We start from the raw sequence: 26,791 nt of genomic DNA on the forward strand, positions 1-26,791 counted from the left end.
TTTTTCCTATTATAGATCTTCTTCTGAACGGTAAATTAACGTAAACTTATCTTCATCCTTTAGTTCAGTTATATGAACTTTTACACCATGACCAAACATGACTTCATCTTCTGTCATTGCAACAATCATTGTTTTTGTACTACTTTGAATATCTAAGTAAATATCACCAACAGCAGGTTTCATTTCTACATCATCATCTGACAGATATGCTAATGCTTCATCATCTGCCTGTTGCATAGATGATACTAAGTTTATATCAAAGTAAGCAATCTCATGACTTCCCTCTAATTTACCTGGAACTAATAAAACATATTCACTATGCTTAACCCCGTTATCCCTTGTGGTTACTACATTACCATCTTCTACATTATCAACCTTTTCAATTTCATTAAGTGAGTAATGATCAAGAAAATCTGGTGCTGGTTTTACAATTAAAATATAATCCCCAGCTTCAGGAAGTTTACTCTGATCGATGGTGTACCTTTTTCCATAAAAGATAAATGAATCTAAATGCCTGGGTTTATACAGTTGAATATCACTAGCTTTTGATAATACCTGTTGCATGTCTTTTAATCGATATAAGTGAACAGATTTTTTAAACATGGCTTTGACGGAATAAACCTTATGCAATTCGTTGTTGTAATACACAAATTGTCCTTTTCTTACTTGAAAGAGATTCATTTAATAGCCTCCTAATGTTAAATCATACTAATTTTAATTTAAAAATATATCTCCTGTCATTTTCCCATTATACCCCAGTAGTCAAACATATATTAGAAATTCTTCTTTATATAGAATTACTAAAGGAGAGAAGCTACAAATATTAGCTTCCCTCCTACGTTATTCTATTATGCTGCTCTCTTATTTCTTAAATAACCAATTAATAATACTGCAACTGTAAGACCAGCAATAATCGTATACATAGCCAGTCCATGATCAAGGTTTAACCAATCAATAACAACCTCGTCACCAGTTATCATTTGACCAGCTGTCCATGCTAGTATCCCCGCACCTACATAGGCAATCCATTTGTATTTGTCCATAACTCGAACAATAAGCTTAGATCCAAAAATCATAATCGGAATACTAACTAACACACCAATTGCAATCATTCCGATGTGACCATGTGCAGCCCCTGCTATTGCAACAACATTATCAAGGCTCATAACAGCATCAGCCATAACAATGGTCCATACAGCTTTTGCCATAGTTCCTGATGATTTAATATTTGTATCTGGTTCGTCATCTACCAAAACATGGTAGGCAATCCATAACAATAGTAGTCCACCGATTAAATGAACGAATGGAATTTGTAATAAATAAACGATTAAAGCTGCAAACAGAATTCGTAATATTACCGCTCCGCCAGTACCAATAATAATGGCTTTGTTTTGTTGTCTCTTAGGTAAATTTTTAGTAGCCATTGCGATAACTATAGCATTATCACCGGAAAGTACTATATCTATTGCAATAATTTGTATTAATGCTAGTAAAGATTCTTGTGTAAACTCAATTCCAAACAAAACTGTTGCTCCTTTCTACTTGAAATGATTTTATTATACTCTTTTTGATTAATTGTAAAGATGAATATTATTTAATTGGAGTAGAAAGGTTATCATAAGGAGATTCTATTTGTAGGAAACTAGGATGAGGTTCCGTATATCTGTTTTACTTTTCCATGATTCATCACGAAGAATTTCAAAGTTAATTGTAAACTCGTCTAGTTTTTTATTAATCGCTCCAAATTCTTTTGCATTAGACAATTTCATTCCTTCTACCTCAGCAGCTAAATATTCCTGGCCAGATCTGAAGGCTGTTAAAATTTTTACTATGATCGTCTAGTTTAAGACTGTGCTCATCTAATTTACGACCTTGCTCGTCCAGTTTACGACTGTGCTCATCAAAAGTTTGGCTATGTTCATCTAGTCTATTCATGATTTGTTCAAACATACCAACTACTTTTTCGTCAAACTTCATTATTATTCACCCCCTTTTATTCTTTCTAGTATACAATATACTTTGCTTTGCATAGTTTATTGAATTTCAATCAATCCATATGAGCAAACGGCAAATCAGTATCAACTTCACCCATTATACGTTTAGTGTAAATCTTTTCACCTGCCAACCATTTTGCAAAATCAAAAACAACTGGCTCTCGGTCTCCACCAAGCGCAAACCATACTTTTCTCTCCTTGGAAAAATAACCAGATGTATGAATCGTTCCAGACCAATTTCGATAATCACTTGAAAATACACCTTTATCCATGTCATTCATCATACGAAACGCTTCATAGCCATTTGAAACATTACCTTTTTGAGCGTTGATCGCATTCATTCTTTTATAAGAATCATCAAGATGATGACGGTTTTCGTGTTTTAATACGTCAAAATGATTTGTACAAACGTTTGATTGGTATGCCTCTACCCCACGTGGCGTGGCCTCTACAACAAATGTTTCTTCATTTTTATCTAATACAGTGTAACTGAATGAATGGCGGTGAGGAATTTCCTTTAACATACTAACCGCCTCTTTCACCGTTGCACAACGTTCCAAAATGATACGCCCAATCATGTTACAAATAAAGCCGTCACCAGGCTTTTTACGGTGCATAAAATTATAGCCCATGATTAACCCTTTTTCGTTCATACCATCCATACGACCTGTGATACGTTGCGATGGTCCAATCACAGCATATCCGCCATCTGTTGGTTGGTAAATCATAAATCGTCCTTCATATGTCCTCGGATGATAATCGTAGTTTCTGATCATGTAATCATTGCTTGTAAAAATAGAACATCCAGAACGTACATATTCCAACCGATAACCGCCGAATTCTTTCAAAACCTCGTCCATTGGCCATTCTAATGCATCTCGAAGCCCAACAAGTTCATCCCACATGGCTGGTGCATATGGTGCAAGAGCCTCTTTGACGGATTTTTCATCTATGATAAAGCGCGCTTTACGTGTCTTCCATTGTTTCCGTCTATTCTTGATTGTGAGCGAATCTTTCAGTTCCTCGCCTTGTTTAATACCAAAATCATAATGGCTTCCTCGAAATTGTAAAATATCGCTATATATTTTTTTCATTCGTATTACCCCACTTAATTTTTTTTGCTATTACCATAGTTTAATGGATTTTAAAAAATAATAAAACGAAATTGTTTAGGTGACTTTTGAAACTATTGACCGTCATCATACGTACGAACAGATGAAAACTATACTAGTAGGAGTGAAGTAACTATTATGACGGGAATTTTGCTAACAGCTATTTTATCATTCATTTTGTATGTAGTCTTATCGATTATACTTATCGTTAAGAATAAGATTAAGAAAAAGAGAAAAATAACCACGCAACATGCGGCATTCATTTTTGCTTTGTTATTCATCATTGCAAGTATCGCAAACTATTTTATTTTACTTCCAATAACCATTCCCAATATGGTCATTGCAAATCTTGTGATAGCAGTTATCGGAATCTTTTTGTTATATGGAATGACACAAACACCAGGAAAAAATAAGCGTAGCGGGCCATTCGAGGCAGCGTTAGGTTTAGTAGTAATTCTAGCAGTCTTAGCACTTCCAACTATTTTCGTACTAGGTATTTTTACGCTAGATAACTCGTATGAGTCTATTAATCAAAATGAAGTCGAAGAGGCAAAACCGTTAAGCAAGGATGATACACCAATTAGCGTATCCCCTGAGTTTGCACGAAACAAGACGCAAAAATCAATGAGTGTTATTCCGAACACTCAATTTTACGATCTTGGTAAGTTACAAGTCCAAACTCTAGAGAATGATGTTGTATTTGTCGGACCTGTTGAGTTTACCAGCTTTTGGAAATGGTTCCGCGGTAAGGAAACAGAAGGCTATTTCACTATTTCTGCAACAAACGTCAATGCACAGCCAGAATTTGTCGAAAGTAAAATGGAATATACAAATTCTAGCTATTTTAATAAAAACATCGAACGAGTGATTTATGGTGCTTACCCAAGTTACATTCGAAGTGGTGAAGCTCAAATAGAAGTAGATAAAAATGGTAAGCCTTGGTATGTCCAAACGTTATACAAACCAATTGGAATAACAAATAAACCAGACCTTCAAGATTTAAAGGTTGCGATTGTTGATCCAGTAGAAGGTGATGTTAAACTTTATGCAACAAGTGAAGCACCTGATTTTGTAGACGGATCTGTAAGCTCAGAAATGGCCACTGATGTAAATGAATACTTTGGTAAGTATGTCCACGGATGGCTGAACTCCATTTTTGGAAAGAAAGATGTAAAAATACCAAATGAATCTGGAACGGAAAGCAGTGTTACACCAATTTTCGATGAAAATGGTGACATGTTTTATTTTACTGATATGACATCGCCAAAAGAAAATATTGACTCTGCTCTAGGTTACACATTAATAAATGCTCGTACTGGCGACCTAACCTATTACAATAGTAAGAAGAATAGCGGCATAATGGATAGCACAGGAGCGAAGGAAATTGTAGATAAGGAATTTCCTGAGAAGAACTGGAAAGGATCAATGCCAGTTTTATATAACATTGATGGTAACCCTACTTGGATTGTGAATGTCCTCGATCCAAACGGACTCTTTAAAAAGTATGCTTATATCAAAGCATCCGATTCTGATTTCGTCGTATTTGGTGACACAGCACGTGAAACACTAGAAGCATACCGTCTGCAGTTACTACAGGATCCAAGTAATGTATCTTCTTCAGGCGAAACTCCTTTACAGAAGCGTTCTGGCGAAGTTAACCGTGTATTAGTTACTACACAAAACAATGGGCAAGTTGTTCAGTTTTTATTAAAAGGAGATAAAACTATTTATACGATAACCGCTGGGAAAGCTCCCCTTGCACTATTCTTGCAGGCAGGAGATAACGTACAATTAGAAGCAAACATTCGTGATAATGGCACTGGAATTGTAGAGACTATATCTATTGACGGATTAACGGAATAAAACGGAAAAACAAGAAGGATTGTCCCCATTTCGGGTTCAATCCTTCTTGTTTGTTTTTACCTGTGGTTCGGGACTGGATTGGCGGATATACAGTTAAATCGGCCGATAAAGTGAGACTTCATTCAGTAGGGGTTTTCTTCCAACCCCACTAATTTGATTTAACTGTTAGCGAAGGTTTTTTATGGTTTATAAGTTATTTACCCGCTTCCATTTCTTCAACCAAAATAGATAATTCTTCCCAGCGCTCCATTTTTTGTTCTAATTGATTTTCTACTTCTTCTTGTTGTTTATACAAATCTTGAACTTTCTCAAGATCGCTTCCAGCTCCAGCAATAGCTTCTTTCAAACTTTCTATCCGGGTTTCCAGCTCAGTAATTTGGTCTTCGATTTGATTCCATTCATTCTGATCATTATACGAAAGCTTTTTCTTTGCCTTTTTGCCAGATGAAGAAGGTTTCTCTTTCATTGGTGTAGATACTTTTTCAGTTTCCTGTTTCTCCAAATACTCACTGTAATTGCCATAAAAACGCGTAACTTCTGGCGTTTCAGATAACACCAATAGCTGATCAACCACTCTATCCAAGAAGTAGCGATCATGTGAGACGGTAATGACTACCCCTGGAAAATTTGCTAGGTAATCTTCTAGAATACTTAATGTTTCTGTGTCCAAGTCATTTGTTGGTTCATCCAAAAATAAAACATTAGGCTCAAGCATCAATATTTTTAATAAATATAGTCGACGCTTTTCTCCACCCGATAGCTTACGAATGTAGTTCCATTGCTCTGATCGTGGAAACAAAAAGCGTTCCAACATTTGTTCAGCTGTGATCACTTCCCCATCCTTTGTATGAATGACCTCAGCAACTTCTTTTATATAATCAATAACTCGTAAATCTTCATTAATTTCTTCATTTTCCTGCGTATAATAGCCAATTTTAACTGTTTCGCCAACATCAATTGTCCCAGTATCAGGATTCAGACGATTAGCCATTATGTTTAACAAGGTCGTTTTCCCAGAACCATTTGGACCAACGATTCCTAATCGTTCACCCGGTACAACTAAATAATCAAAGCTAGTGAACAATTGCTTATCACCAAAGTATTTTTCAATACCCGTCAATTCAAGGACTTTCTTGCCTAAACGTTTCGATCCTGCTTGAAATGCCACTTGATTTTTATTTGTATCAAAACTCTTTTCCTTCATATCCTCTACCCGATCAATCCGAGCTTTTTGCTTCGTTGATCGCGCTTTTGCTCCACGCCTTAACCACGCAATCTCACGCCTTAAGATATTCTCATGTTTTTGCTGACTACTTTCTTCTAATTCTTCACGTTCCGCTTTTTTTTCAAGAAACGATTCATAATTCCCTGTGTACTTATAAAGATTGCCTTTATTTAATTCATACATATGATTCGTTACACGATTTAAAAAATATCGATCATGCGTAACAAGTAGCATTGCGCCACGATACGATGCAAGAAACTTCTCCAACCATTCAATTGTAGCGTGATCTAAATGGTTTGTTGGCTCATCTAATATCAATAAATCAGCGGGTTGAATTAATGCCTTAGCAATTGCGACTCGTTTCTTTTGTCCCCCTGACAAATCAGTCACCTGCTTATTAAAGTCTGTGATTCCAAGTTTCGTCAGAACTGTTTTTGCGGTTGTATTTGCTTCCCATGCTTTGTTTTCATCCATTTTTTGTTGCGTAGTTAGCATACGTTTTTGCGCGGTTTGACTGGTTGGATTTTCCATGAGTTCAAGAAGTGTACGTTCGTATTCCCGCATCGTTTTCATGATCACCGAATCACCAAAATAGATTTGTTCAATCACTGTTAATTCTGGATCTAGAACAGGGTCTTGGGATAGGTACTCAATATGGTAATCTTTCGCATGTTTCACAAGACCACTTTCGGGTGTTTCAATCCCAGCAATAACTTTTAAAAAGGTTGATTTTCCAGTCCCATTGACACCAATAAGTCCAATACGATCATTTTCTTTTATAGTACAAGAAACCTCATTAAATAAAATCTTTTCGCCATATGATTTTACAACATTTTCAACAGTAAGCATTTCAACATTCCTCATTTCGAACTTCACTCTATCCATTAGTATAAGGGAATATATAGCATGTGGAAAGTAAACAACAAACACGCGAGCATAATCGCCCGCGTGCTTTTAGAGTTTTTCATCTTTTGTTCCCTTAATGCGCTGTTTTATATAAATTACAATCAAAAATAACAGCCAGGAAGTAACACAATAAAAAAGAATCTTACTTGTTGGTTGCATATCATTAAAAAAGAATGCCATTCCCATCCATATAAATCCTAAGCCTATTATTTGATATAACACTAATTTCATCGATCTTTCCCTCCACTGATGGAACATCTCTATTTAGTATTGTATCGTATTTAGATTCGAATTTCTATCGACAATACTATAAAGCTTTAATTAGGTTTGCCATTTCAATGGCGGCAACTGCTGATTCTGACCCCTTATTTCCAGCCTTTGTTCCGGAACGTTCAATTGCCTGTTCAATCGTTTCTGTTGTAAGCACGCCAAATATGACAGGTTTACCTGATTGAGACGATGCCTGCGAGACCCCTTTTGCCGCTTCCCCGCATACATAATCAAAATGAGGTGTTGCTCCTCGAATAACGGCCCCAAGTGTGATAACTGCATCATATTTTTCATTCATCGCCATTTTGTTTGCAACCAATGGAATTTCAAATGCACCTGGCACCCATGCGACATCGATATTTTGCTCACTCATACCATGTCTTTTTAATGTACCGATTGCACCCTCTAACAATTTGCTCGTAATAAAATCATTAAACCTTCCTACAACAATACCAATCGTTAAGTCTGTAGCTACTAATTTCCCTTCAAATGTCTGACCCATAGTTACCATCTCCTCATTATTAATTGTGTAGTTCTAATAAGTGTCCCATTTTGCTATATTTCGTTTGCATATATGGCATATTGACTTCGTTGTATGTGGTTGTTAGTGGAATTCGTTTCTTAATCACAATTCCATATAACTCCAATGCCGTTATTTTTTCAGGGTTATTTGTTAAAACTTTTACTTGGTTGATGCCTAAGTCTTGTAAGATTTGTGCACTAAGCAGATAATCTCGACTATCAGCTGCAAAACCTAACTGCTCGTTTGCCTCGACCGTATCATAACCCTCTTCCTGTAGCTTATATGCTTTGAGTTTGTTTAAAAGCCCAATACCACGGCCTTCCTGACGCATATATATCAATACACCACTGCCTGCTGATTCAATTTCAGCTAAAGCCTGGTGTAATTGAGGGCCACAATCACAACGCTTGGAGGCAAAGACATCACCAGTTAGACATTCTGAATGAACTCTCAATAATGTAGGTTTTTCTGGATCAATTTCACCCTTCACAAGAGCTATGTGTTCTTTCCCATCAATATCATTGGAGTAACCAAAAACTTTAAAATCACCAAATTCTGTTGGCAATTTTGTTTCTACCTCACGCTTCACATGCTTTTCATTTTTTTTACGATAAGCAACTAATTCCTCGATTGATACTATTTTCAAATCAAGGCGGTCAGCCATTTCCACTAAGTCTGGAACGCGTGCCATGGTCCCGTCTTCTTTGATAATTTCACAGATCACACCTGACGGATTTGCACCGCTGAGTTTTGCTAAATCAATCGATGCCTCTGTATGCCCTTGTCTAGTTAACACACCACCATCTTTAGCTACTAATGGAAACACATGTCCAGGCCGCTTAAACTCCTTCGCATGACTATTCGGATTTGCCAATGCCTGAATGGTTTTTGATCGTTCAGCAGCACTAATTCCAGTTGTAGACTCCTGATGATCCACACTCACTGTAAAGGCTGTACCCAACGGATCAGAGCTATTATTAGTCATCATCGACAAATTCAGTTTGTTAGCGATTTCCTCTGAGATCGATGTACAGACAAGACCTTTTCCATGTGTAATCATAAAATTAATCGTTTCTGGTGTTGCCATATCAGATAAAGCAACAAAGTCCCCTTCATTTTCTCTATCCTCATCATCCACTACGATGACAGATTTGCCTTGTTTTAAATCATTTATTGCCTCTTCAATTGTATGAAACATAATGACATCTCCTTATAGATATCCGTTATTTGTTAAAAATGCTTGATTAATCCCGCTGTTACCGGTTTCTGTTTGTTTAATCATCTGCCCAACATATTTCGCTAACATATCACATTCAATGTTAACGATAGACCCTACTGTTTTTTCACCTAAAACCGTTTGGGCCACAGTGTGTGGGATCAACGAGATAGTCAATGTCTGATCGTTCACTTCGAATACAGTCAAACTTACCCCATCAACAGCTATTGATCCCTTTTTTAGTAAATAGGATTGGAGCTCTACAGGAACTTCTATATCATAGTAAATCGCATTCTCCTGCTTTTCTTTTCTGGTAATTTTGCCCGTTCCATCGATATGACCTGAAACAAAATGGCCTCCAAACCGCCCATTCGCATGCATAGCTCGTTCTAAATTAACTGCTGAGCCAGATTTTAATGTATTAAGTGACGTTGCTTTTATCGTTTCAGGCATTACATCTACACTAAATTTATTTGCATCGAATGTAGTAACGGTCAAACAAATACCATTCACTGAAATGCTGTCACCAATTTTCATATCTGAGTTAATTGTTTTTGCATGGATTGTTAGCTCCACTGAATTTGCTGACTGTCTTTCTATCTTTTTAACCTGACCGAGTTCTTCAATAATTCCAGTAAACATGTTTATATCACCTCTTTAGGTACGGAAATAATTTTGATATCATCGCCGAGCATTTCGACTGATTTAATACTTAACTGTAGGGCTTCTTTTAGTGATTCGATGCCAGAGCCTGCAAATGAAGTAGGTGCGTCTTCACCACCAATTAACTTAGGTGCCATATATGTGATGACCTGCTGAACCACTTTTGCATTTAGAAAACTTCCGTTGACTCCTGATCCGCCTTCCACATATAGGGTCATGATCCCTTCCCTCCCTAGATAACGAAGAACTGGATCAATCTCAATTGTTTCCGTTTCTAGTTGAATAACTCTTGCATCTGTATTAGTTGTGAAAAAATTTATCTTGTCCTGTGATACCCCATTTGCAACAAAAATCCACGTTTCCGCTTCACCGTCTGTTACCATTTTCGCTTCTTGAGGGGTTCTCAGATGCGTATCTAAAATAATGCGTAATGGATTCCTTCCTCCATTCGGTAATCTTGTTGTGAGCTTGGGATCATCAGCAATTACCGTATTTACGCCAACTAAAATCGCATCATTTTCATGTCGATAATGGTGAACATCAAGTCTTGCCTTCTCACCCGTGATCCACTTACTTTCACCAGTTATTGTAGCAGTCTTACCATCAAGACTTGTCGCAGATTTCAATGTTACATATGGCGTTTGACTAGCTGCATAGTGAAAAAATGGACCGTATAACTCTTCAGCTTTTTCATTTCCTACACCAGTATCTACTGTTATATTGGCCTTTTGTAACTTTTCAATTCCTTTACCTGCTACTTTTGGGTTTCTGTCCACTGTCGCGATAATGACTCGCTTTATTCCACTTTTAATAATGGCATCTGCGCATGGCGGAGTTTTTCCGTAGTGACTGCAAGGCTCAAGTGTTACATAAATGCTCGCATTATAAGCTTTATCTCCCGCCATCTCTAAAGCATGAACCTCCGCATGTGCAGAGCCTGCTTGTAAATGCGCCCCAATACCTACAATTGATCCATCCTTTACAATCACAGCACCTACAGGCGGATTTGGACTCGTTTGACCTTGTACAGATTTAGCAAGATCTAATGCAACATCCATATATCCCTCATCATTCATGTGCATTATCCTTTCTTTTTTAACAAAATAAAAAGCCCCTGAATAAGCTTCAAGGGCGTAATGGTAGAATTTATAGGTATCGTAAAATAAGCATTCTTTTTAAATGAAATGCAACGTACAGAAACATAAGCTATTAATTTACACACAAAAACCGTGTATGATAATATCACGAATGTACTGCTACCTAGAAATCCCTTCTCCCATCCAGACTTTAACTGTCGGCTCTGGAGTTTCACCAGATCCACCGCTTGGTTATAGGAATAACCGCACGGGTCACGGACTAAGAAGCAAGATACTTCATCACCGCCGATTGGGAATTTCACCCGACCCCGAAGGAATTAATAATATAATGTTATAGTGTGTGTTCAAAAAGTCGGCAAATTAAAAACAAGAAGTTCAAGGCGCGAAGATTTTGAGGACCGGAACGTATGCTTTTAATACGTGAGGACCGGAAAAACTGCGCAACGAAGAAATTCGCCGTTTATCATTTGGTGACTTTTTGAACATCCTCTTAAGGTTATTTATATAGTAAACCTGATTAAATCGCAACTATTTAGCTTAAGTAATTTTATTTTTAAACTAACTTTTTCAGATAGATAGCTAAAGAAATTAGTACACAGAAATAAGTAATCTATCGCAATTCCTGTTTCCTATTTTCTTTCCTTCTATTTTGGTTTTGTATAAGTTTTAGCTTGCAAACTATCAGATAACCCTTTTGTTGTAGGGTCGTTAAGTGCATTCCAAACACTTAGGATTACCATTGCAACTACATATGGATTAGAAATAGAGTCCCACAATAAATTAATCAGTTTGCCCCATGTAGTTAATTCTTCCGCTGCAATTCCTGCGTAAGCCAGCATTGGTAAAATAATAGACAATATAAGCTGAGTGATAAAGATAGGATTTTTAAAACGAACTTTTAAATTCATTAACACAGCCTCCTTTATGGTGGATTAATAAAGCTATCCCTATTAACTCTTTGTAAGAAGCACTCTAATAGGAAGGGGCCTGTATAAAATACAGCCCCCTAGGAAAATTAATATTTTTTATGATCGTGATCTGCAACAGGTTGAAATTCATTTGCAGGGATTGGGGTAATAGGATCTAAACAAGTAATTGCAAGAAAGTGCTTTAAATCTACTGTTATACAAATACCAGTAGCTTGAAAGTCAGTAATCGGGTAATCTGCTGGGAAAAACGGACAAACCTTACTTACTGTATCCATCTTACATTCTGGTGGGTCACATTCCTCTGTAACAGGAACCAATAACTCCAACCTCACACAACAGTCACTACCTTTCACGAAGTTTTTAGCCCGGAAAATTGGGGTTTCTACACAGCCAAAGAAACTCCCGTTATCACCTCTAGGTGCCTGGAATACTCCACTTCCTATAAACGGCTCACAAGTCCCGCCACAATAAAGAATAAATGGGACTGTTGTATTTGCAGGACCCATTTGATTTCCTCTTGATAATAATTGATGGATGGACCTATCGCACCCTGAGGAGCAACCATTTCCTCCAACTTCATCCTGCACTTCAACAATACGTTTTACCACATCACATACACATTCATCCGAATATCGCTTAGATTTAACGGAATTAACATTTTCTCTACACTTAGAATTCTTAGACTTACTCACAGAATCTCTCCTTATCCTTAGGTTAATTTATATCCCTATTAATATATGTAAACCTTTAAAATGAGCCTGTTTATGAGTCTATTTCTAGTGAAAATGAGCAAGTTGTCCCGATAATACTAGTGAAATGTGTAGATGCATTAGGGGTTACGCCGATTCAATTTGTTAAGGGAGACATAAATATAGTATAAATCGATACAAGTCTTGTTTGATTTACCCATGAATAGTACCCTTTTAAAAAGCCAGCTGATCCCTGGCTTTTTTTTCTGTTAACATAGGAAAAAAATTAGTAAACTGCTTTTTCAAACTCTTGTTGACAGTCAAACCGAAAGAGAGCAGAAAATCACTAGCTTTTGGAATTTCAAAAAAAACAAAATGATAAGGCACTTTACGTGTAAAATAGTACCTAAATGCTTATAAAGGAGTTGTATTCATGTCCTTACCAAAAGGTAAATCAAATTGTATTACGGATATATCTGGCATCAAAGTAGGCCATGTCACGTTATATGAAAACATTAATGACACAGACACTATCTGTACCGGCGTTACCGCAATCCTTCCTCATAGTGGCAACAGTTTCATGAAAAAAACTCGTGCATCAAGTCATGTAATCAATGGCTATGGAAAAACGAATGGATTAATTCAATTAGATGAACTTGGATTATTAGAATCACCTATTATGCTAACAAATACGTTTAGTATTGGTGCTGTTACGCAAGGTACACTTCAATATATGCTCAATCAAAACGAAGAAATTGGGGATTCGACTAGCTCTATTAATCTTGTTGTAGGTGAATGTAATGACAGTTTTCTAAATTCGATGCGCATTCCAGCTATTAAACCTGAACATGCAATACAAGCTATCAAAAATGCGAGTTCAAATCCTATTGAGCAAGGTGCAGTTGGGGCAGGAAAAGGTATGATGTGCTTTGGGCACAAGGGTGGAATAGGAACCGCATCACGACTGGTTGCTTCCGGTAATCAAGCGTACACTGTCGGGTGTTTGGTGTTAAGTAACTTCGGAAAACCAGCTGATGCATTATTTGCAGATTTAGTAAACATAGAAGTAGATTCACCTGATGGATCAATCATGATAATTATCGCTACAGATGCTCCACTTTACGATCGACAGTTAAAGAGGTTAGCCAAACGTTGTGCAGCTGGCCTCGGGCGAACTGGTAGTCATATCGATAATGGAAGTGGTGACATTGCGATTGCTTTTTCAACCGCCAATCCATATGAACATACTTCTGAACAAGCTACCGAATCCACGGACTTCATTCGGGATGACCACACAATAATGAATAAACTTTTTCAGGCAGTTATTGAAACGACGGAAGAAGCTGTAATTAACTCATTAAAATATGCTGAAACTACTACTGGACGTTCTGGTAGAGTTGTGAAAAAGGCTATACTATAAATTTAAAACGACACATTCCATGTATCATAGGAGTGCGTCGTTTTAAATTCTTTTATTTTACCAATTAAATAAGTTTATTTCACCCTCTGTTAATCACTATCACAGCCTCTTTCTGCAAGTCTCTTTTAGAAAAACTCGCCATTCACCTCCTCGTCCCTTAATAGCGAATTGCGAAGTTTTTCTTATACCGGCTTTTCCTTAAAACTTATATTCTTTCCTAACGTGTAAAAAGAAAATTTCTAAAACAAAATCAGTAGTCGATAAACAACTAAAAATCTTTTCGAACCGTTCCCTGTTTTTTTTCGTTACCTAGGATAAGTCACTTTAAAGGAGGGAGGTTTTTACGTGAAAAAGAAAATGTTTATAGTACGGGCTGTCATACTAATGATACTAGTCGTATTATCGGCTTGTATGGATAACGATGAAAGCAGTACAAAGCCAACTGAAAGCAAAAAGGCACAACCATCCAGTGGTTCCAGTACAGGTGTAATGGTTTATGTAAATAACCGGGATTCGAATAATATTCAAGTTATCGATTCGGAAACTAATGAAATTGTAAGTACCATTAAGGTGGGAGAAAAACCTACCTATAACGAAATTGGCCCAAAAGGAAATTATGTGTATGTCGTTAACAGCAAGTCGGAAGATGTATCGATCATTGATGTGAAAACAAATGAAGTCATCAAAACAATACCTGTTGGCAAAACACCAAAAGGGATTAATTTTACACCAGATGGAAAATGGGTATTTGTTATAAATGAAGGGGAACATACCGTTACAGTCATTAATACAAAATCAATGGAGAAAACAACAACGATTGATGTCGGTCAGGTTCCACATAATGGCGTAGCAAGTCCTGACAGCAGCATATTTTATGTAACGAATACAGGCTCCAATTCCATCTCTGTTATTGACACCGCTTCCCAAAAGGTGATCCATACAATTGAAGGTGTGGAAGGTTCACCACATAACTTGAACATTACTCCTGATGGAAAAACGTTGCTCGTTACTTTAACACAAAACAGTGAGGTTGGTGTTATTGACGTAAACAAAGGTGAGATGGTGAAAACAATCCCTGTTGGTATAGGCCACCATGTTCTTGATATCACACCAGATGGGAAATATGCATACGTGGCAAATATCGGTGAGAACTTTTTATCGGTAATAGACATTCAAGCAAAGAAAGTAGTGAAAGAAATTAAAGTTGGCAAGGGACCACATGGTGTTATTGTTTCGAAAAATGGAAAAACGATTTACACCGCTGTCACCGGAGAAAATAAAGTCGTTGTAATCGACAGGACAAGTAATGAAGTGGTTGATACAATAAATTCAGATCAATTTCCATTCTTCATTAGCACAAACGAATCGTCCTAGGGAATTACAGCACAAGTTAGAAAGTTATATATCAAAAGGAGGAGTATTTCTAATGAAAAAAATTCTTTTTCTAATGCTTACATCTTTATTGTTGGTGACTGCTGCATGCAGTACAGGTAATGAGGAGCAGACAAATGAAGGGCAAAATGAACCAAACACGGAAAAGCCAGAAAGTGATGCACCACAAGAAGATACTGGACAATCAGATGAAAGCGATTCGACCAATCTTGTAAGCGGGGTTGATCAGGTACTGGGTTCTATAGATGAATTGAAAACAGTTATAACTGAATCCCCAGAGGATACGGAGAAAATTCAAAATGTAGGGAGTGAAGTAGGAGAAAAATGGGATGAAATTGAAAAAACGGTGGAAGAAAAGTATCCAGAGGACTATGAATATATTGAAGAAAGTCTATACCCACTAAAAGCTGAGGTTGAAAAAGATAAATTGAATATGGAAAAGATTAACCAGTTAACAGCCGAAACGGAAAAAAAGGTCAAAGAGTTTAAGAAAAAACTATAGGTACAATTGTAAAAAATAATAAGATTTTAATAAAGCTGTCCCAAAAGGGTCTAATCCTGGGTTTTGGGACAGCTTATATGTTATGACCCAATTACTTTCTCACCTCTCGGCTGCTTGCTGTTTTGGTCAGGTTCCATCGTTATTCCAATTTTATCAAATGATTGTTCTTGAGATAATTGATACGTTAAAATTCCAGACCCAGATTCATTCGTTGTGAATATACCTGCATTTTGTCGTTCACCATTTTCCAATAGCCATACTTGGTAGACTTTACTTCCTTCTAATTTTGGTAAATCACTTACTTGAATAACTAGCTTTCTGGCCTCCCCTTCCTTAACGACAAACGCATTACCAGTAGCGTTACTCGAATTTTCATCAGCTGCTGTAAGGTTCATGGCGGATAAAATTGTAATAGGAGTGCTAGGTTCATTAACTAGTTGATTATTTGATTGAATACTTCCTAATGTTAATACGCTTATCACAATCAACATCACTAGCACTAAACCTGTTGTCAATGGTGTAAACTGTCTTTTCAAGCTCAGCCCCCACTGTTTCATCCTATCTTTCATTGTATTATCATCTATAGTCTTATTATCTTTTTCGAATACATAATCAAGCACTTCCGCCTTTAAAGATTGCGGAACCTCTCGTTCTTCAAAATCAAACTGTAATTCATCCCATGTGTCTATTAGCTGTATATAATCTTTCGCACATTCTTCACAATGGTTCAAATGCTCTTTGAACTTCTTTCGTTCAGTATCATCGAGTGTATTTGCTATATAATAAAGTAAATGTTCACATTCCCTCCCCATTTATGAACCCTCCAGTTCTAGGTATTTCTTTAATTGTTTGAGCGACTGATACAGCCTGCTTTTTATGGTACCTACTGGTGCATTTTCAATTTCCGCTATTTCAGTAAGAGAATACCCTTCCCAATAAAGTAAATCTATTACTCTTCTTTGAGAAGCGGAAAGTTTGTTTTTTGCTTTAGCGATTTCAATACCTTTAATATTTTCATCAATTGGATCAATTGGATCAGCCAAATTACTTGTTCTATCCGTTTCATACTGGCTGTTATCATGTGGATGCTTTTTCTCTTTTCTGATATAGTCAATGCACACATTTCGAACGATAGTAAGTAACCAATTTACAAACTTTCCTTTAGAGGGGTCATAACTGCTTTTCGTCGTCCAAAGTTTTAAAAAAACTAACTGAACCATTTCTTTAGCTACTTCTTCATTTCCGTTACAGAACTTAAAAACAACACTATAGATTAATTTGATATACCTTTCATAAAGCTCTTCTAATGCTGGACGATGTTTTTTATTTATTAATTTTATTAGCGCAGCATCCGTTTTTTCCTCCACTTGTATCAGACACTCCTCACTCTAGAAAACATTTTATTCTGTTAATTATACAAGTTGAGAAGAGGAAAGGGAACCATCACATTAGTGATCGTTCCCTTTCCTCTCATCTTAATTAAAAAGTTGTTTTGGCATTAACGATATACCAAACGTCTTTTACACCCTGTCCTTTTACATCACCTTTTGCTTGATCTTTAACAAAGTAGTAGAGTGGATATCCTTTATATGTCACTTGTTTTTCTCCAGTATCCTCTCTTTCAATTGTAGCGAAGTCATTTTTACTAAAACCTTCTGGAACTTCAAAATCTTTTGCAATAAATGGTGGCCAATTATCTAGACATTTCCCACTGCAATTACTCTTTCCAGATTCGTCTTTCGTAAAATAATATAGCGTCATGCCTTCAGCATCTGCTAAATATTTCCCTATTTCTGCATCATCCAATAATTGTAGACTAGCACTTTCTGATTCGCTCGTTTTATCATTGTTTCCCTGGTCTCCTTGGGTGTTTTCTGTTTCATTACCACAGGCAGCTAACAACAATATCGTTGTTAAAATTGTTATCATAAACATCCATTTTTTCATGTTCATATCCTCCTTAAAAATTATTTTCACTAAAGGTAACGCATAATATCTCCAAACGGTTTGATTTTTCTGCAAATAATTCCACATTATTTTGAATCGTGCAATAAATAAAATCAGGACAAAAAATTAAAACACCAGATCAATTAAATGATCTGGCGTTTTAATGCTTTTTTATATTGAACGAGGTTTTATTTCCATTCCATTTCTACAGGCAATACGCTCTCAATCGTCTTTTGATACATCTCGCTCTCTTTCTCTGTCATCCAAATATCAATTGTCCCAAAATCTTCATTCGTACGGATTAGCCGGCCAATTCCTTGTCGTATACGAAGGACCATATACGGCGCATCGACTTCCTGTTCGGGATGTTCTGTATGCTTTCGCTTAGCTTGAAAAACAGGGTCTTTCGGTGGAAAAGGAAGCGACGAAATAATCACTTTTGTTAATGCCTCTCCAGGTATATCCAATCCTTCCCACAAGTTGTAAGAGCAGAGAACAGCAGGTTGATCATTCTGAAAATCCTTTACTGTCTTACTGATTTCCTGATCGCCCTCATACAACATAGTAAATGGCCATTCTTGATCTATTGCCCACTGACGAAACAGATTCATTTCTTCGATAGAGGAAAATAAAACCAAAGCTTTACCGTTATTGTCCACTAACTGGTTACCAATGTTCTCCCACTTTTCTTGCAAGCTCGATTCAATATGCCCGTTTATTTTCATTTTCTGCTCGTAATCAAATGGTGAAGCAACCGAACAAGAGTCATACCTGTTAATTCCCAAGCTACTAGCAAGGTAGGTAAAGTCCTTGCCTCGTGACAATGTTGCTGACGAAAAGACAAATGGAATTCCTTGAGAGAATACTTCCTTCTTCAAAACATCCTCCACTAATCGCGGCATAATAACCAATGTACTCGTCATGTCATTTTCCTCGAGCCAAAAAATTCCCTCGTCATCTTTTAATAAAATAGATAGACCGTAAGAGAAAAATTCCAAATATTCCTCGATAATCTTTACATGATAATCTTCAATCGTAAACAGTTCCGCATCGAACACTAATTCTTCAAGTAATTGCTGAACGTTATCGTGCAGACGTTGCGCTATATCAATTATGTTTTCCGTTAGAGAAATTTCAATACGGTTAGACCCTTCCACTGCCGAAGCGTTATCACTTAACAAATCGAACCACTCTTCATGTAACAGTAGAATATCTTCAATAAGTAAAAGTGATTCCTCTCTTACATCTTGTCCCATATAGCCTGTTAATACCTTATTTAACGCCTCAAAGTTAAAACGATACGTTAGGCCTTTCTGTGCTGCAAACTCCAGCAAATGGCCTTCATCAAAGACAACACTACTCGATTCTGGTAACAATGGCAGTTGACCCTCCCGTTTTCGTGACTCTTTCGTCCAAACATGCTCCATATAAAAGTCGTGGGAACAAATAATAATATCCGTCGCATGGCGGTAGTAGTCCCTATTCAATGTCTGCCCACTGCGATGCCGCCATTCACAAGTTGAACACTGCTGTAATGGGTCCCAAGCAATTTTCTCCCATGTCGCGTTTGATACCCACGGATATTCTTTCCGGTCCCCGTAACGCTCGAAGGATTTCATTGATGCACTTGTATCAAAGACAAAATCAGGAATTTGATCATGAACTTGTAAAATGCTCTTGTCATCTGTTCGATTAGCAATAGGATCTAGTTTTTTTATACAAACGTACTGTTCCCGCGCTTTCGCTAATCTTACGTCAATGTTTAGACCTAATGCTTCCTCAAGCTTCTCAATATCTCCACCTTTTTTAACGAGCTGCTCAATTAATGTTTCGTCAGCACAAGAAATGATTGCCGGTTTCCCACGATAGCGTGCATAGCAAATAGCGTACAATAAATAAACAAAGGTCTTCCCTGTTCCAACCCCTGCCTCAGCGAAAATCGTACGTTTATTTTTAAAAGCCTGTTCCAATTGAAAGGCCATATATATTTGTTCATCCCGTAGTTCATAACCTTTTTCAGGCAAAATGTCATAAAAAACATCTCCAACATAATCGCCTAATCGGTCAAAAAAATTGTCTACCTTTGTTACAGTAAATGGAAGTGAATTATTTCTAATCATTGTAAACTCCTCTTTAACATCATTCGGTAAGTTACTATACTAGCATACAAATAAAAAACGTACGTCCTATAACGTACATTTTTTACTTGAATTTGCGCATGAAACTATCTGGAACATCCGCTTCAAAGCGCAAGAGCTTACCTGTTCCAGGATGTTCAAAAGCTAAAACACTAGCATGAAGGCCTAGCCGACCAATCGCATTTGTGTTCGATCCATATTTTTTATCACCGACAACTGGATGTCCTATATCATTCATATGAACACGTATTTGGTTTTTTCTTCCCGTTTCCAAATTAACTTTCAATAATGAAAAATGTTTATTCGACAGTTGCTTTTGATAGTGGGTTACAGCACGTAGTCCATCACCTTCTTTTGGACTAGAATACATAACTAACGTACTGCTTTCTTTTAACCACGAAGTGATCGTTCCTTCAGGTTTCTTAACTGTCCCATCTACAATTGCTGTGTACGTCCGCTCTTTTACGATACGCTTCCAATTATCCTGAAGCGTTCGCTTAACCTTTTCATTTTTTGCAAAAACCATCACACCTGAGGTATCACGGTCTAATCGGTGAACGACAAAAATACGGTTCTTTGGATTCGCAATACGAACGTAGTCCATCAACTGACTATGCGCTGTTAAGTCTTTCTCTTTTGCTGATGCTATCGAAAGTAATCCTGCATCCTTATTAATCACAATAATATCTTTATCCTCATGAATAATAGACAACCCAATCATTTTATTAACTTTAGCTGCAACTTTATTTTTAAGTATCATCACTGTTTGTCCAGGCTTTAGCTGGTAATTATGTTTCGTTGTCAGATCATCATCTACCGAAACCTGTCCCCTCGTAAGAATCGATTTTACCGAATTTCGACTACGGTTTTCCATTACGCTCAATAAAAATGGCAATAATTCCATTGGTTCATCAATTGTATGGGTTTCATGGTTCGACCTTTTATTTCGTTTCATCAAATAACTCTCCTAATCCTCGTCCTTAACATCCAAATCCTCTGGTATAGGTTCATCCAAATAATCCTGTATCATTCGTTTATATTTTTCAACTTGCTCAAAGTGAGTAGAAAATTGATCCCGGTTAATCAAAAGCTGTTGACCATCATGAATTGTGCGTATTCGTTTTTGTTGGATGAGTGCTTTTAATTGAGATTCAGGAATGGATAAATGCTCAGCCGTTTCTTTTATCGTTAAATACATGCGACAGTTCCTTTCTTACACGTGAAGACTTCTACCATTATAACAAAAAAGTATCCATGCCTCATCACGGATACTTTAAAAGTTTTATTATTCGTCCAAATGCTCTTTCATTTTTTCATGTATTTTTTCTTCTATTTCTTCCACATCTTCATCTTTCAGTTTACGTCTTGGTTTAGGATGAAACCATTCCATTTTATCATCGCGAAAAATCCCTTTGTATTCATCACCCTCAATCGTTAATCTAAATTGATGGGCCGTATGCGATTGATCGTTTAACAATGGTGTTACTTCAATATCATCGTCATCCTCTGACTCTCCATTATTACTTACATGCTCACCTATTAGTTCGTGCACCTCGGCTTCAATCCATTTTAAGTTACCCTCATTTAGAGTTTGCTTTGGATGAGGATGTAACCATTGGATTTCACCTTCATGAAAGTCACCTTTGTATTCTACACCATCCACTAATAGAACAAATCGATACCGTGCATACGTGCGATCTTCATAAACCGTTTCTACTTCAAAGTCATCAACCAGTGTATTCACCTCCGTAATCTTATTGTATTTACTCTTATTCCCTTTATTGTGAACAGATATGCCTAAACTGTTTCACTACTATTATGAACAAGATCACTGAAATCTATAATGCGCCCACTTATCCTGCTCAGTAAATGCCGATCATGGCTTATTGCAAGCATACCTACATTTCGTTCTTTGGTTAACCTTAAAACAGCATGCCAAATTTGCGCTTGTGTTAATGCATCCAGCATGGTGGTCATTTCATCTGCAATCAGGTACCTCGTTGAAGGTCCAAGTGCTCGTGCAAGACAAAAGCGTTGTAACTCTCCTCCAGATAATTCACTTGGAAAGCGTGTTAACCACTCGTTTCTAATTCCAAGCGTATGAAGTAGCCCCTCATCCAATTGTTCGCCTTCAATAATTGTTTCCTTCATTCGCCAACGAGGGTTTATAGCCTTTTCAGGATGTTGCCAAACCAATTGGACAGGATTCACCTTATTATGAAAGTAGTGCTCTCCGTCCGCTTTGACAAAGCCTTCTTGTGGTTTGATATATCCAGCAATTATTTTTGCCATCGTTGATTTACCTGACCCACTCGGGCCAAACAGACCAACAACTTCTCCAGGTTCAATCGTTATGTTTAACTGCTTAAACAGCCAGGATTCATTTTGATAACGATAGCTAATTCCATTTACTTCAAGCATGAAAACACCTAACTATTCCCCCGTTAACGATACGAGAATTCGGCTGCTTTTTGGTACATAACTCGGAGGCAATTGAACATCTTCCCTCAAAAACACATCCTAGGGTGACATTACCAACAGGTGGTTGGGAGCCTTCGATTGGAGTGAAGTCATTTTGGGGTAATGCATTCCATAGTGCTTTTGTATATGGGTGCCGTAGATTCTCACCTTTACCTTTAAAGTCTTCTACACGTGCAACTTCAACAGTTTGGCCTGCATAAAATACCACTATTTTATCTGCAACACGTAACGCTGATCCAATATCATGGGTGATAAACATAATCCCTTTCCCAGCAACTGCAAGCTGTTTCATATGGTTAATTGTTTCATTCAATACATGTTCATCCAGTCCTGGTGTAGGTTCATCAGCAATCACTAATCTTGCTCCACTTACCATTGCAGTTGAGGCTAAAACTCGTCTTGCCATCCCGCCCGAAAGTTCAAAGGGGTAACGTTTGGCTGCTCTCGTTGACAAACCCATCTTTTGAAAGATATCACGTTGAATCGCTTTCTTCTGTTTTCTTTTTATGACAGTTTGTACTTGTTTTCCAGCTTTCATTAAAGGGTCTAGTGCATTTACTGATTGTGGTATTAGAGAAATTTCTTTCCCGCGTAGACGAATTTGCTTTTTGGGTGTAAGATTTACCCCCTTATATTTTAGTGTTCCATTAAGTATCGCATTTTCAGGAAGCACCCCTAAAATTGCATTTGCCAGCAAACTTTTTCCTGATCCACTTGCGCCAACAACAGCGACAATCTCACCCTCATTTATTGTTAAGTCCAGTTTGCTAATAACCTCTACTGTTGTTTCTTGAAAACCTCCACGAAACTGTCGAAATGCGAGACTAAAGTTTTCCACTTCAAATAATGGTGGATTTTCATCTTCAACAGCTCTAGAATCAACATCTTTTGTTGCATATGAAGTGTTCATTTTATCCTCCTTTTAAGTTTTCTGACCATGGAAAGGATCGATTAAACTACGTAAACTATGGCCAATCACATCAAATATACCTACCATAATCAATAATAATAGTCCTGGAAAAAGCGCTAACCACCACATTCCGGTTGATAAATAACGCATCGACTCTGATAAAATAATTCCAATCGCAGGCACTTCTGAGGACAAGCCAAAGCCTAAAAAGGTAATTGCTGCCTCGTGCAAAATAGCGTGAGGGAATAAAAGAATGAAACCAACCAGAAGTTGAGGTATTAATTGTGGGAATAAGTGGTGTCTCGCAATCCACAAATGTGATTTACCTAATCGACGTGAGACCTCAACATATTCTGCTTTTTTTACTTGCAAGACTTCTGCCCGGAGTACACGGGCTAGGCTCGGCCAATGTGTTAATGCAAGACCAATTAATAGTCCTTTAAAGCCACCACCAAGAGCAAAAGAAATTAATATCAAAGTTACGATGTGAGGAACACTAAGAAAAAGATCGATTAACCAGGTAACCATGTAATCTACTGTTTTATTCCACGAAGCTAGCAAACTAAGCGAAAGTGCAATAACCACACTTAGAAAGGCAGCTAACACACCAACACAAAGGCTTAATGTAAGTCCCTTTAACGTACGAGCTAGCACGTCTCGACCTAACCAATCTGTTCCAAATAGATGGTCAAACGTTGGACCGCTATTCCTTATAGCTAGGTTTACCCCGAGTTTATCGGCCCCAATTAGGAAACTACTTATTACCATCCCGAGTAAAAGTGTCATTGCAATGATAATAACAGCCATTGTTTGCTTTTTGAAATTCCAGTTAAATAAACCAGAAGCATCTCTTAATTTTATAACCATTCGATTACTCATTGAATACCCTCCTTCCTAATCCGAGGGTCAATTACTTTATACAACAAATCAGCAATAAGATTTCCAGCAAATACAAAGATTGCGCTAAACAAGACGATTCCCAATAATAGCGGAACATCTCCACCTAGACCAGCTTGGACAGCAGCCTGGCCAAGGCCAGGATAGGAAAATACCTGCTCTGCTAGAACCGCCCCACCGAAAAGTTCACCAAATGATGCAAAATGTAATGAAATTGCGGGCAGGGAAATGTTTCGTAGTCCATGACGCCATAAAAGAACTAACCCATGTTCGCCTTTAGCTTTTGCAAACCGAACAAATTCACTATTTAACACATCGATCAGTTTTTGCCTGGTATGCAGCGCTACATTTGCTACACCGATAATACTCAGTGTTAACGCAGGTAAAAATAAATGCCTTAACCGTTCAAACAATGTTACATTTTCGGTTAATATACCCGCTGGCATTCCAAGGCCAACCGGAAACCAACCGAGTTTTACTGAAAATAATATTAAAACTAGTATTCCTAACCAAAAAGCTGGTGTAGATGCAAGTATGAAACAATAGCCTTTAATAATTCGATCTATCCATGCTCCCTCATACATCCCGGCGAGTATTCCTAGTAAAAATCCAAAGATTCCAGAAGAAACCCAAGCAATTCCCATTAATGCCAATGAAGCAATAAAACGTTCCAAGATTACATCAGCTACTGGACTTCGGTATAGTAATGATGTACCAAGGTCTCCTTGCAAAACAGCTTTTCCCCAGCGGAAAAATTGCTCTGTTTTGGTTTCCTGTAATCCCCAGTATTCTGCGATATGTTCTCGCTGTTCAGGGCTAACTCTTGTCATATCTGCTCCGACATAGGTTTGCACAGGATCAATTGGAGAATAGCTTACTAGCATGAAGGATAGAATACTAATTGCAATTAGCAAGGTTACTAGTTTTACAACTTTACCTGTAATATAAAATGATATTCGTTTCAATTGCAATTTACTACCCTTCTTTCTATTTATTGACCCAACGCCACTCCTCAATAAATTCAGTCACAGGCCAACCATGTCCATGCGGTTGAATTTTTTGGTCGCCAATATTTAAATTTTCATCTACAAAATATAGATGCTCAAGATTCACTAGCCATGCCCATGGCGCATCACCTTTCGCGGAAAAGCCTGTCTCCCCGTCCCATTGGGCTTTCTGCCAAAACGAATTTGCCTCGTCTTGTGATGTTGCTCTCATTGCTTCTTTCATGTATTCATCAACAACTGAATTTGAATAGTAGTTAGCATTATAGAATCCCTTGCCACTTGTCTCACTACTATATAAGTTATACATCTCAAGTGGGTCATGACTTCCCCAGCCCATCATTACAGGGTTTGAATGCATTAACGCTTCTAATTCATGCCAGCTTTTCCCTGCCGTTTTCACGTTAATCCCCAAAGGTTTTATCATGTCTGCAAAAGCAATTGATAATGATTGACGAATTTGATCACCAGCTGGATAAAGCAAAGTAAATCCCGCTTCCAAACCATCCTTTTCTCTTACACCATTATCATTTTCAATCCAGCCAGCTTTTTCTAAAATTACTTTTGCCTGCTCCATATTGTCATCTTTTATTACTGTATCAGGATTCCACCATGGCAGATGGTCTGCGACTGTATATGCGGGGGTCCCAAACCCTTCTAACACCCCATCAACTAGTGCTTGGCGATCAATCCCAATATTTATTGCCTTTCGGATTGCTTTATCTGCTGTTACATCATTTCCAATGAGAATGCCTTCTTCTGTTTCATTTCCAGCTGGTAGATATGGAAACATAATTCCTCTATTATCGACACTCTCTAATTCTATTAATTTCATTCCAGCTATTTCAACTTTTGCAAAAGAAGGCGGGACAGAAGCAATATCTACCTCACCTGCTTTTGCAGCAGCAAACGCAGCATCCTCAGGTAAAAACAAAAAGGTTAGTTTTTTAAAATAAGGCTTTTCACCATAATAATAAGGGTTTTGTTTTACAATCAACTGTTGGCCTTTATTCCATTGAACCAATTGAAACGGCCCTGAACCAATTGGGTTTTCATTATACGTGTCACTATATGCATGTTTTGGAACAATTCCAATTGTTGTAAGATGATAAATAAAGGTTGATTGTGGCTTTTTTAACGTAAATTTAATTGTTTGCGGGTCAATTGCTTCCACCTTTTTCAAGTTATTTAGATCAATAACTGAAGCACTTGTTTTAGCTGTTTTAAAGGTGAAGACTACATCCTCAGCAGTGAGCTGCTTCCCATCTGAAAATTTTACATCATCACGGATTTTAACTCTCCAATCTAGTCCATCATCACTAACTTCATAGTTGACAGCTAAGTCGTTTTTAATGTTAAAGTCTTTATCATATTTTAATAATGTACTTTGAAATAGTGGTGAACCATAACGCCCCCAACCTGTTGTAGGATCAAAGCCTTCTTCTGGTTCCCCACCTATAGCCATCACTAATTCATCTTTACGTGTATCATCTATTTCTTGATGACTCACACTTGAACACCCAGCCAACGTAATAATTAATATAAAAAACAGTATTAAAGCAGTCCCATTTCTCATCAGCTACCCCCCTCGTAAAGTAAACGCCCAGCAATCA

29 protein-coding genes and 1 riboswitch are annotated in these 26,791 nt (G+C 37.4%); of the genes, 4 read left to right on the plus strand and 25 right to left on the minus strand.

Annotation, left to right across the window (positions count from 1 at the left end; genetic code table 11):
* Positions 1–9 precede the first annotated feature (9 nt).
* The 5 genes from CFK40_RS18850 to CFK40_RS18865 all read right to left on the minus strand — a co-directional run bounded on the left by CFK40_RS18850 (position 10) and on the right by CFK40_RS18865 (position 3,088).
* On the minus strand, positions 10–681 hold the full coding sequence (locus tag CFK40_RS18850; RefSeq protein ID WP_089533919.1) for a hypothetical protein: 672 nt from the start codon (positions 679–681) through the stop codon (positions 10–12).
* Positions 682–848: 167 nt separating this feature from the next.
* Positions 849–1,514: a TerC family protein gene (locus CFK40_RS18855; RefSeq protein ID WP_089534450.1), complete on the minus strand. Its 666-nt coding sequence runs from the start codon at positions 1,512–1,514 to the stop codon at positions 849–851.
* Between the two features lie 114 nt (positions 1,515–1,628).
* Positions 1,629–1,763, minus strand: a complete 135-nt coding sequence (locus tag CFK40_RS21565) for a hypothetical protein (protein ID WP_264371379.1) — start codon at positions 1,761–1,763, stop codon at positions 1,629–1,631.
* Positions 1,764–1,779: 16 nt separating this feature from the next.
* Entirely contained in the window at positions 1,780–1,977 is a 198-nt protein-coding gene (locus tag CFK40_RS18860; RefSeq protein WP_089533920.1) for a hypothetical protein, read from the minus strand.
* A 70-nt stretch (positions 1,978–2,047) separates the two neighbouring features.
* Entirely contained in the window at positions 2,048–3,088 is a 1,041-nt protein-coding gene (locus tag CFK40_RS18865) for a C45 family autoproteolytic acyltransferase/hydrolase (protein WP_089533921.1), read from the minus strand.
* A 156-nt stretch (positions 3,089–3,244) separates the two neighbouring features.
* Here CFK40_RS18865 and CFK40_RS18870 point away from each other — a divergent pair, with 156 nt between their 5' ends.
* Complete coding sequence (locus CFK40_RS18870; RefSeq protein WP_089533922.1) at positions 3,245–4,969, plus strand: DNA-binding protein; 1,725 nt, start codon at positions 3,245–3,247, stop codon at positions 4,967–4,969.
* 193 nt (positions 4,970–5,162) lie between these two features.
* Here the strand turns inward: CFK40_RS18870 and CFK40_RS18875 are convergent, their stop codons facing one another.
* The 8 genes from CFK40_RS18875 to CFK40_RS18910 all read right to left on the minus strand — a co-directional run bounded on the left by CFK40_RS18875 (position 5,163) and on the right by CFK40_RS18910 (position 12,490).
* A complete protein-coding gene (locus CFK40_RS18875) occupies positions 5,163–7,043 on the minus strand; it encodes an ABC-F family ATP-binding cassette domain-containing protein (protein WP_089533923.1) in 1,881 nt (626 codons plus the stop codon).
* Positions 7,044–7,148: 105 nt separating this feature from the next.
* Complete coding sequence (locus tag CFK40_RS18880) at positions 7,149–7,331, minus strand: hypothetical protein (RefSeq protein WP_089533924.1); 183 nt, start codon at positions 7,329–7,331, stop codon at positions 7,149–7,151.
* Positions 7,332–7,407: 76 nt separating this feature from the next.
* Positions 7,408–7,872 (minus strand): 6,7-dimethyl-8-ribityllumazine synthase, encoded by a 465-nt coding sequence (gene ribH / locus CFK40_RS18885; protein ID WP_089533925.1) that lies wholly within the window; start codon positions 7,870–7,872, stop codon positions 7,408–7,410.
* Between the two features lie 19 nt (positions 7,873–7,891).
* Positions 7,892–9,091 carry a bifunctional 3,4-dihydroxy-2-butanone-4-phosphate synthase/GTP cyclohydrolase II gene (locus CFK40_RS18890; protein ID WP_089533926.1) on the minus strand — a complete coding sequence of 400 codons (1,200 nt, stop codon included), beginning with the start codon at positions 9,089–9,091 and terminating at the stop codon, positions 7,892–7,894.
* A gap of 12 nt (positions 9,092–9,103) precedes the next feature.
* A complete protein-coding gene (gene ribE, locus CFK40_RS18895; protein ID WP_089533927.1) occupies positions 9,104–9,751 on the minus strand; it encodes a riboflavin synthase in 648 nt (215 codons plus the stop codon).
* Positions 9,752–9,753: 2 nt separating this feature from the next.
* A complete protein-coding gene (gene ribD, locus CFK40_RS18900) occupies positions 9,754–10,848 on the minus strand; it encodes a bifunctional diaminohydroxyphosphoribosylaminopyrimidine deaminase/5-amino-6-(5-phosphoribosylamino)uracil reductase RibD (protein WP_089533928.1) in 1,095 nt (364 codons plus the stop codon).
* A gap of 188 nt (positions 10,849–11,036) precedes the next feature.
* Positions 11,037–11,189, minus strand: a riboswitch (FMN riboswitch).
* A 324-nt stretch (positions 11,190–11,513) separates the two neighbouring features.
* Positions 11,514–11,777 carry a phage holin gene (locus CFK40_RS18905; protein WP_089533929.1) on the minus strand — a complete coding sequence of 88 codons (264 nt, stop codon included), beginning with the start codon at positions 11,775–11,777 and terminating at the stop codon, positions 11,514–11,516.
* Positions 11,778–11,884: 107 nt separating this feature from the next.
* Positions 11,885–12,490, minus strand: coding sequence for a CotY/CotZ family spore coat protein (locus tag CFK40_RS18910; protein WP_161493909.1), 606 nt, complete (start codon positions 12,488–12,490; stop codon positions 11,885–11,887).
* A 430-nt stretch (positions 12,491–12,920) separates the two neighbouring features.
* On the opposite strand from CFK40_RS18910, the gene CFK40_RS18915 reads away from it, so the two are divergent.
* From CFK40_RS18915 to CFK40_RS18925, 3 genes are all read left to right on the plus strand, one after another.
* Entirely contained in the window at positions 12,921–13,907 is a 987-nt protein-coding gene (locus tag CFK40_RS18915) for a DmpA family aminopeptidase (protein WP_089533931.1), read from the plus strand.
* Between the two features lie 345 nt (positions 13,908–14,252).
* Positions 14,253–15,281: a YVTN family beta-propeller repeat protein gene (locus CFK40_RS18920; RefSeq protein WP_089533932.1), complete on the plus strand. Its 1,029-nt coding sequence runs from the start codon at positions 14,253–14,255 to the stop codon at positions 15,279–15,281.
* Between the two features lie 52 nt (positions 15,282–15,333).
* Positions 15,334–15,801 carry a hypothetical protein gene (locus tag CFK40_RS18925; protein WP_089533933.1) on the plus strand — a complete coding sequence of 156 codons (468 nt, stop codon included), beginning with the start codon at positions 15,334–15,336 and terminating at the stop codon, positions 15,799–15,801.
* Positions 15,802–15,881: 80 nt separating this feature from the next.
* On the opposite strand, the gene CFK40_RS18930 is transcribed toward CFK40_RS18925, so the two are convergent.
* From CFK40_RS18930 to CFK40_RS18985, 12 genes are all read right to left on the minus strand, one after another.
* Positions 15,882–16,613: an anti-sigma factor gene (locus tag CFK40_RS18930; RefSeq protein ID WP_089533934.1), complete on the minus strand. Its 732-nt coding sequence runs from the start codon at positions 16,611–16,613 to the stop codon at positions 15,882–15,884.
* Positions 16,614–17,168, minus strand: coding sequence for an RNA polymerase sigma factor (locus tag CFK40_RS18935; protein WP_089533935.1), 555 nt, complete (start codon positions 17,166–17,168; stop codon positions 16,614–16,616).
* A gap of 112 nt (positions 17,169–17,280) precedes the next feature.
* Entirely contained in the window at positions 17,281–17,748 is a 468-nt protein-coding gene (locus tag CFK40_RS18940) for a COG4315 family predicted lipoprotein (RefSeq protein ID WP_089533936.1), read from the minus strand.
* Between the two features lie 188 nt (positions 17,749–17,936).
* On the minus strand, positions 17,937–19,868 hold the full coding sequence (locus CFK40_RS18945) for an ATP-dependent DNA helicase (RefSeq protein WP_089533937.1): 1,932 nt from the start codon (positions 19,866–19,868) through the stop codon (positions 17,937–17,939).
* A gap of 82 nt (positions 19,869–19,950) precedes the next feature.
* A complete protein-coding gene (locus tag CFK40_RS18950; protein ID WP_089533938.1) occupies positions 19,951–20,841 on the minus strand; it encodes an RluA family pseudouridine synthase in 891 nt (296 codons plus the stop codon).
* Positions 20,842–20,853: 12 nt separating this feature from the next.
* A complete protein-coding gene (locus tag CFK40_RS18955) occupies positions 20,854–21,084 on the minus strand; it encodes an excisionase family DNA-binding protein (RefSeq protein WP_089533939.1) in 231 nt (76 codons plus the stop codon).
* Between the two features lie 87 nt (positions 21,085–21,171).
* The gene (locus tag CFK40_RS18960) at positions 21,172–21,630 is read right to left on the minus strand and encodes a HicA family toxin-antitoxin system (protein WP_089533940.1); all 459 of its coding nucleotides are present in this window, start codon (positions 21,628–21,630) and stop codon (positions 21,172–21,174) included.
* Between the two features lie 53 nt (positions 21,631–21,683).
* Positions 21,684–22,307, minus strand: a complete 624-nt coding sequence (locus tag CFK40_RS18965; RefSeq protein WP_089533941.1) for an ABC transporter ATP-binding protein — start codon at positions 22,305–22,307, stop codon at positions 21,684–21,686.
* Entirely contained in the window at positions 22,300–23,277 is a 978-nt protein-coding gene (locus tag CFK40_RS18970; protein WP_089533942.1) for an ABC transporter ATP-binding protein, read from the minus strand. The genes CFK40_RS18965 and CFK40_RS18970 overlap by 8 nt, the downstream gene beginning before the upstream one ends.
* Before the next feature lie 12 nt (positions 23,278–23,289).
* Positions 23,290–24,156: an ABC transporter permease gene (locus CFK40_RS18975; protein ID WP_227001826.1), complete on the minus strand. Its 867-nt coding sequence runs from the start codon at positions 24,154–24,156 to the stop codon at positions 23,290–23,292.
* Positions 24,153–25,145, minus strand: a complete 993-nt coding sequence (locus tag CFK40_RS18980) for an ABC transporter permease (RefSeq protein WP_227001827.1) — start codon at positions 25,143–25,145, stop codon at positions 24,153–24,155. The genes CFK40_RS18975 and CFK40_RS18980 overlap by 4 nt, the downstream gene beginning before the upstream one ends.
* Positions 25,146–25,161: 16 nt before the next feature.
* On the minus strand, positions 25,162–26,754 hold the full coding sequence (locus CFK40_RS18985; protein WP_089533943.1) for an ABC transporter substrate-binding protein: 1,593 nt from the start codon (positions 26,752–26,754) through the stop codon (positions 25,162–25,164).
* Positions 26,755–26,791 lie beyond the last annotated feature (37 nt).

The sequence above is a fragment of the Virgibacillus necropolis genome, from assembly GCF_002224365.1.
In the GTDB taxonomy this organism is placed as follows: Bacteria; Bacillota; Bacilli; order Bacillales; family Amphibacillaceae; genus Virgibacillus_F; species Virgibacillus_F necropolis.

Excerpts from the sequence above, each read along its gene's own strand:
- CFK40_RS18850 (WP_089533919.1), bottom strand. The coding sequence starts at position 681 with ATGAATCTCTTTCAAGTAAGAAAAGGACAATTTGTGTATTACAACAAC.
- CFK40_RS18860 (WP_089533920.1), bottom strand. The coding sequence starts at position 1,977 with ATGAAGTTTGACGAAAAAGTAGTTGGTATGTTTGAACAAATCATGAAT.
- CFK40_RS18865 (WP_089533921.1), bottom strand. The coding sequence starts at position 3,088 with ATGAAAAAAATATATAGCGATATTTTACAATTTCGAGGAAGCCATTAT.
- CFK40_RS18870 (WP_089533922.1), top strand. The coding sequence starts at position 3,245 with ATGACGGGAATTTTGCTAACAGCTATTTTATCATTCATTTTGTATGTA.
- CFK40_RS18875 (WP_089533923.1), bottom strand. The coding sequence starts at position 7,043 with ATGCTTACTGTTGAAAATGTTGTAAAATCATATGGCGAAAAGATTTTA.
- CFK40_RS18880 (WP_089533924.1), bottom strand. The coding sequence starts at position 7,331 with ATGAAATTAGTGTTATATCAAATAATAGGCTTAGGATTTATATGGATG.
- ribH (WP_089533925.1), bottom strand. The coding sequence starts at position 7,872 with ATGGGTCAGACATTTGAAGGGAAATTAGTAGCTACAGACTTAACGATT.
- CFK40_RS18890 (WP_089533926.1), bottom strand. The coding sequence starts at position 9,091 with ATGTTTCATACAATTGAAGAGGCAATAAATGATTTAAAACAAGGCAAA.
- ribE (WP_089533927.1), bottom strand. The coding sequence starts at position 9,751 with ATGTTTACTGGAATTATTGAAGAACTCGGTCAGGTTAAAAAGATAGAA.
- ribD (WP_089533928.1), bottom strand. The coding sequence starts at position 10,848 with ATGAATGATGAGGGATATATGGATGTTGCATTAGATCTTGCTAAATCT.
- CFK40_RS18905 (WP_089533929.1), bottom strand. The coding sequence starts at position 11,777 with ATGAATTTAAAAGTTCGTTTTAAAAATCCTATCTTTATCACTCAGCTT.
- CFK40_RS18915 (WP_089533931.1), top strand. The coding sequence starts at position 12,921 with ATGTCCTTACCAAAAGGTAAATCAAATTGTATTACGGATATATCTGGC.
- CFK40_RS18925 (WP_089533933.1), top strand. The coding sequence starts at position 15,334 with ATGAAAAAAATTCTTTTTCTAATGCTTACATCTTTATTGTTGGTGACT.
- CFK40_RS18930 (WP_089533934.1), bottom strand. The coding sequence starts at position 16,613 with ATGGGGAGGGAATGTGAACATTTACTTTATTATATAGCAAATACACTC.
- CFK40_RS18940 (WP_089533936.1), bottom strand. The coding sequence starts at position 17,748 with ATGAAAAAATGGATGTTTATGATAACAATTTTAACAACGATATTGTTG.
- CFK40_RS18945 (WP_089533937.1), bottom strand. The coding sequence starts at position 19,868 with ATGATTAGAAATAATTCACTTCCATTTACTGTAACAAAGGTAGACAAT.
- CFK40_RS18950 (WP_089533938.1), bottom strand. The coding sequence starts at position 20,841 with ATGAAACGAAATAAAAGGTCGAACCATGAAACCCATACAATTGATGAA.
- CFK40_RS18955 (WP_089533939.1), bottom strand. The coding sequence starts at position 21,084 with ATGTATTTAACGATAAAAGAAACGGCTGAGCATTTATCCATTCCTGAA.
- CFK40_RS18965 (WP_089533941.1), bottom strand. The coding sequence starts at position 22,307 with ATGCTTGAAGTAAATGGAATTAGCTATCGTTATCAAAATGAATCCTGG.
- CFK40_RS18970 (WP_089533942.1), bottom strand. The coding sequence starts at position 23,277 with ATGAACACTTCATATGCAACAAAAGATGTTGATTCTAGAGCTGTTGAA.
- CFK40_RS18975 (WP_227001826.1), bottom strand. The coding sequence starts at position 24,156 with ATGAGTAATCGAATGGTTATAAAATTAAGAGATGCTTCTGGTTTATTT.
- CFK40_RS18985 (WP_089533943.1), bottom strand. The coding sequence starts at position 26,754 with ATGAGAAATGGGACTGCTTTAATACTGTTTTTTATATTAATTATTACG.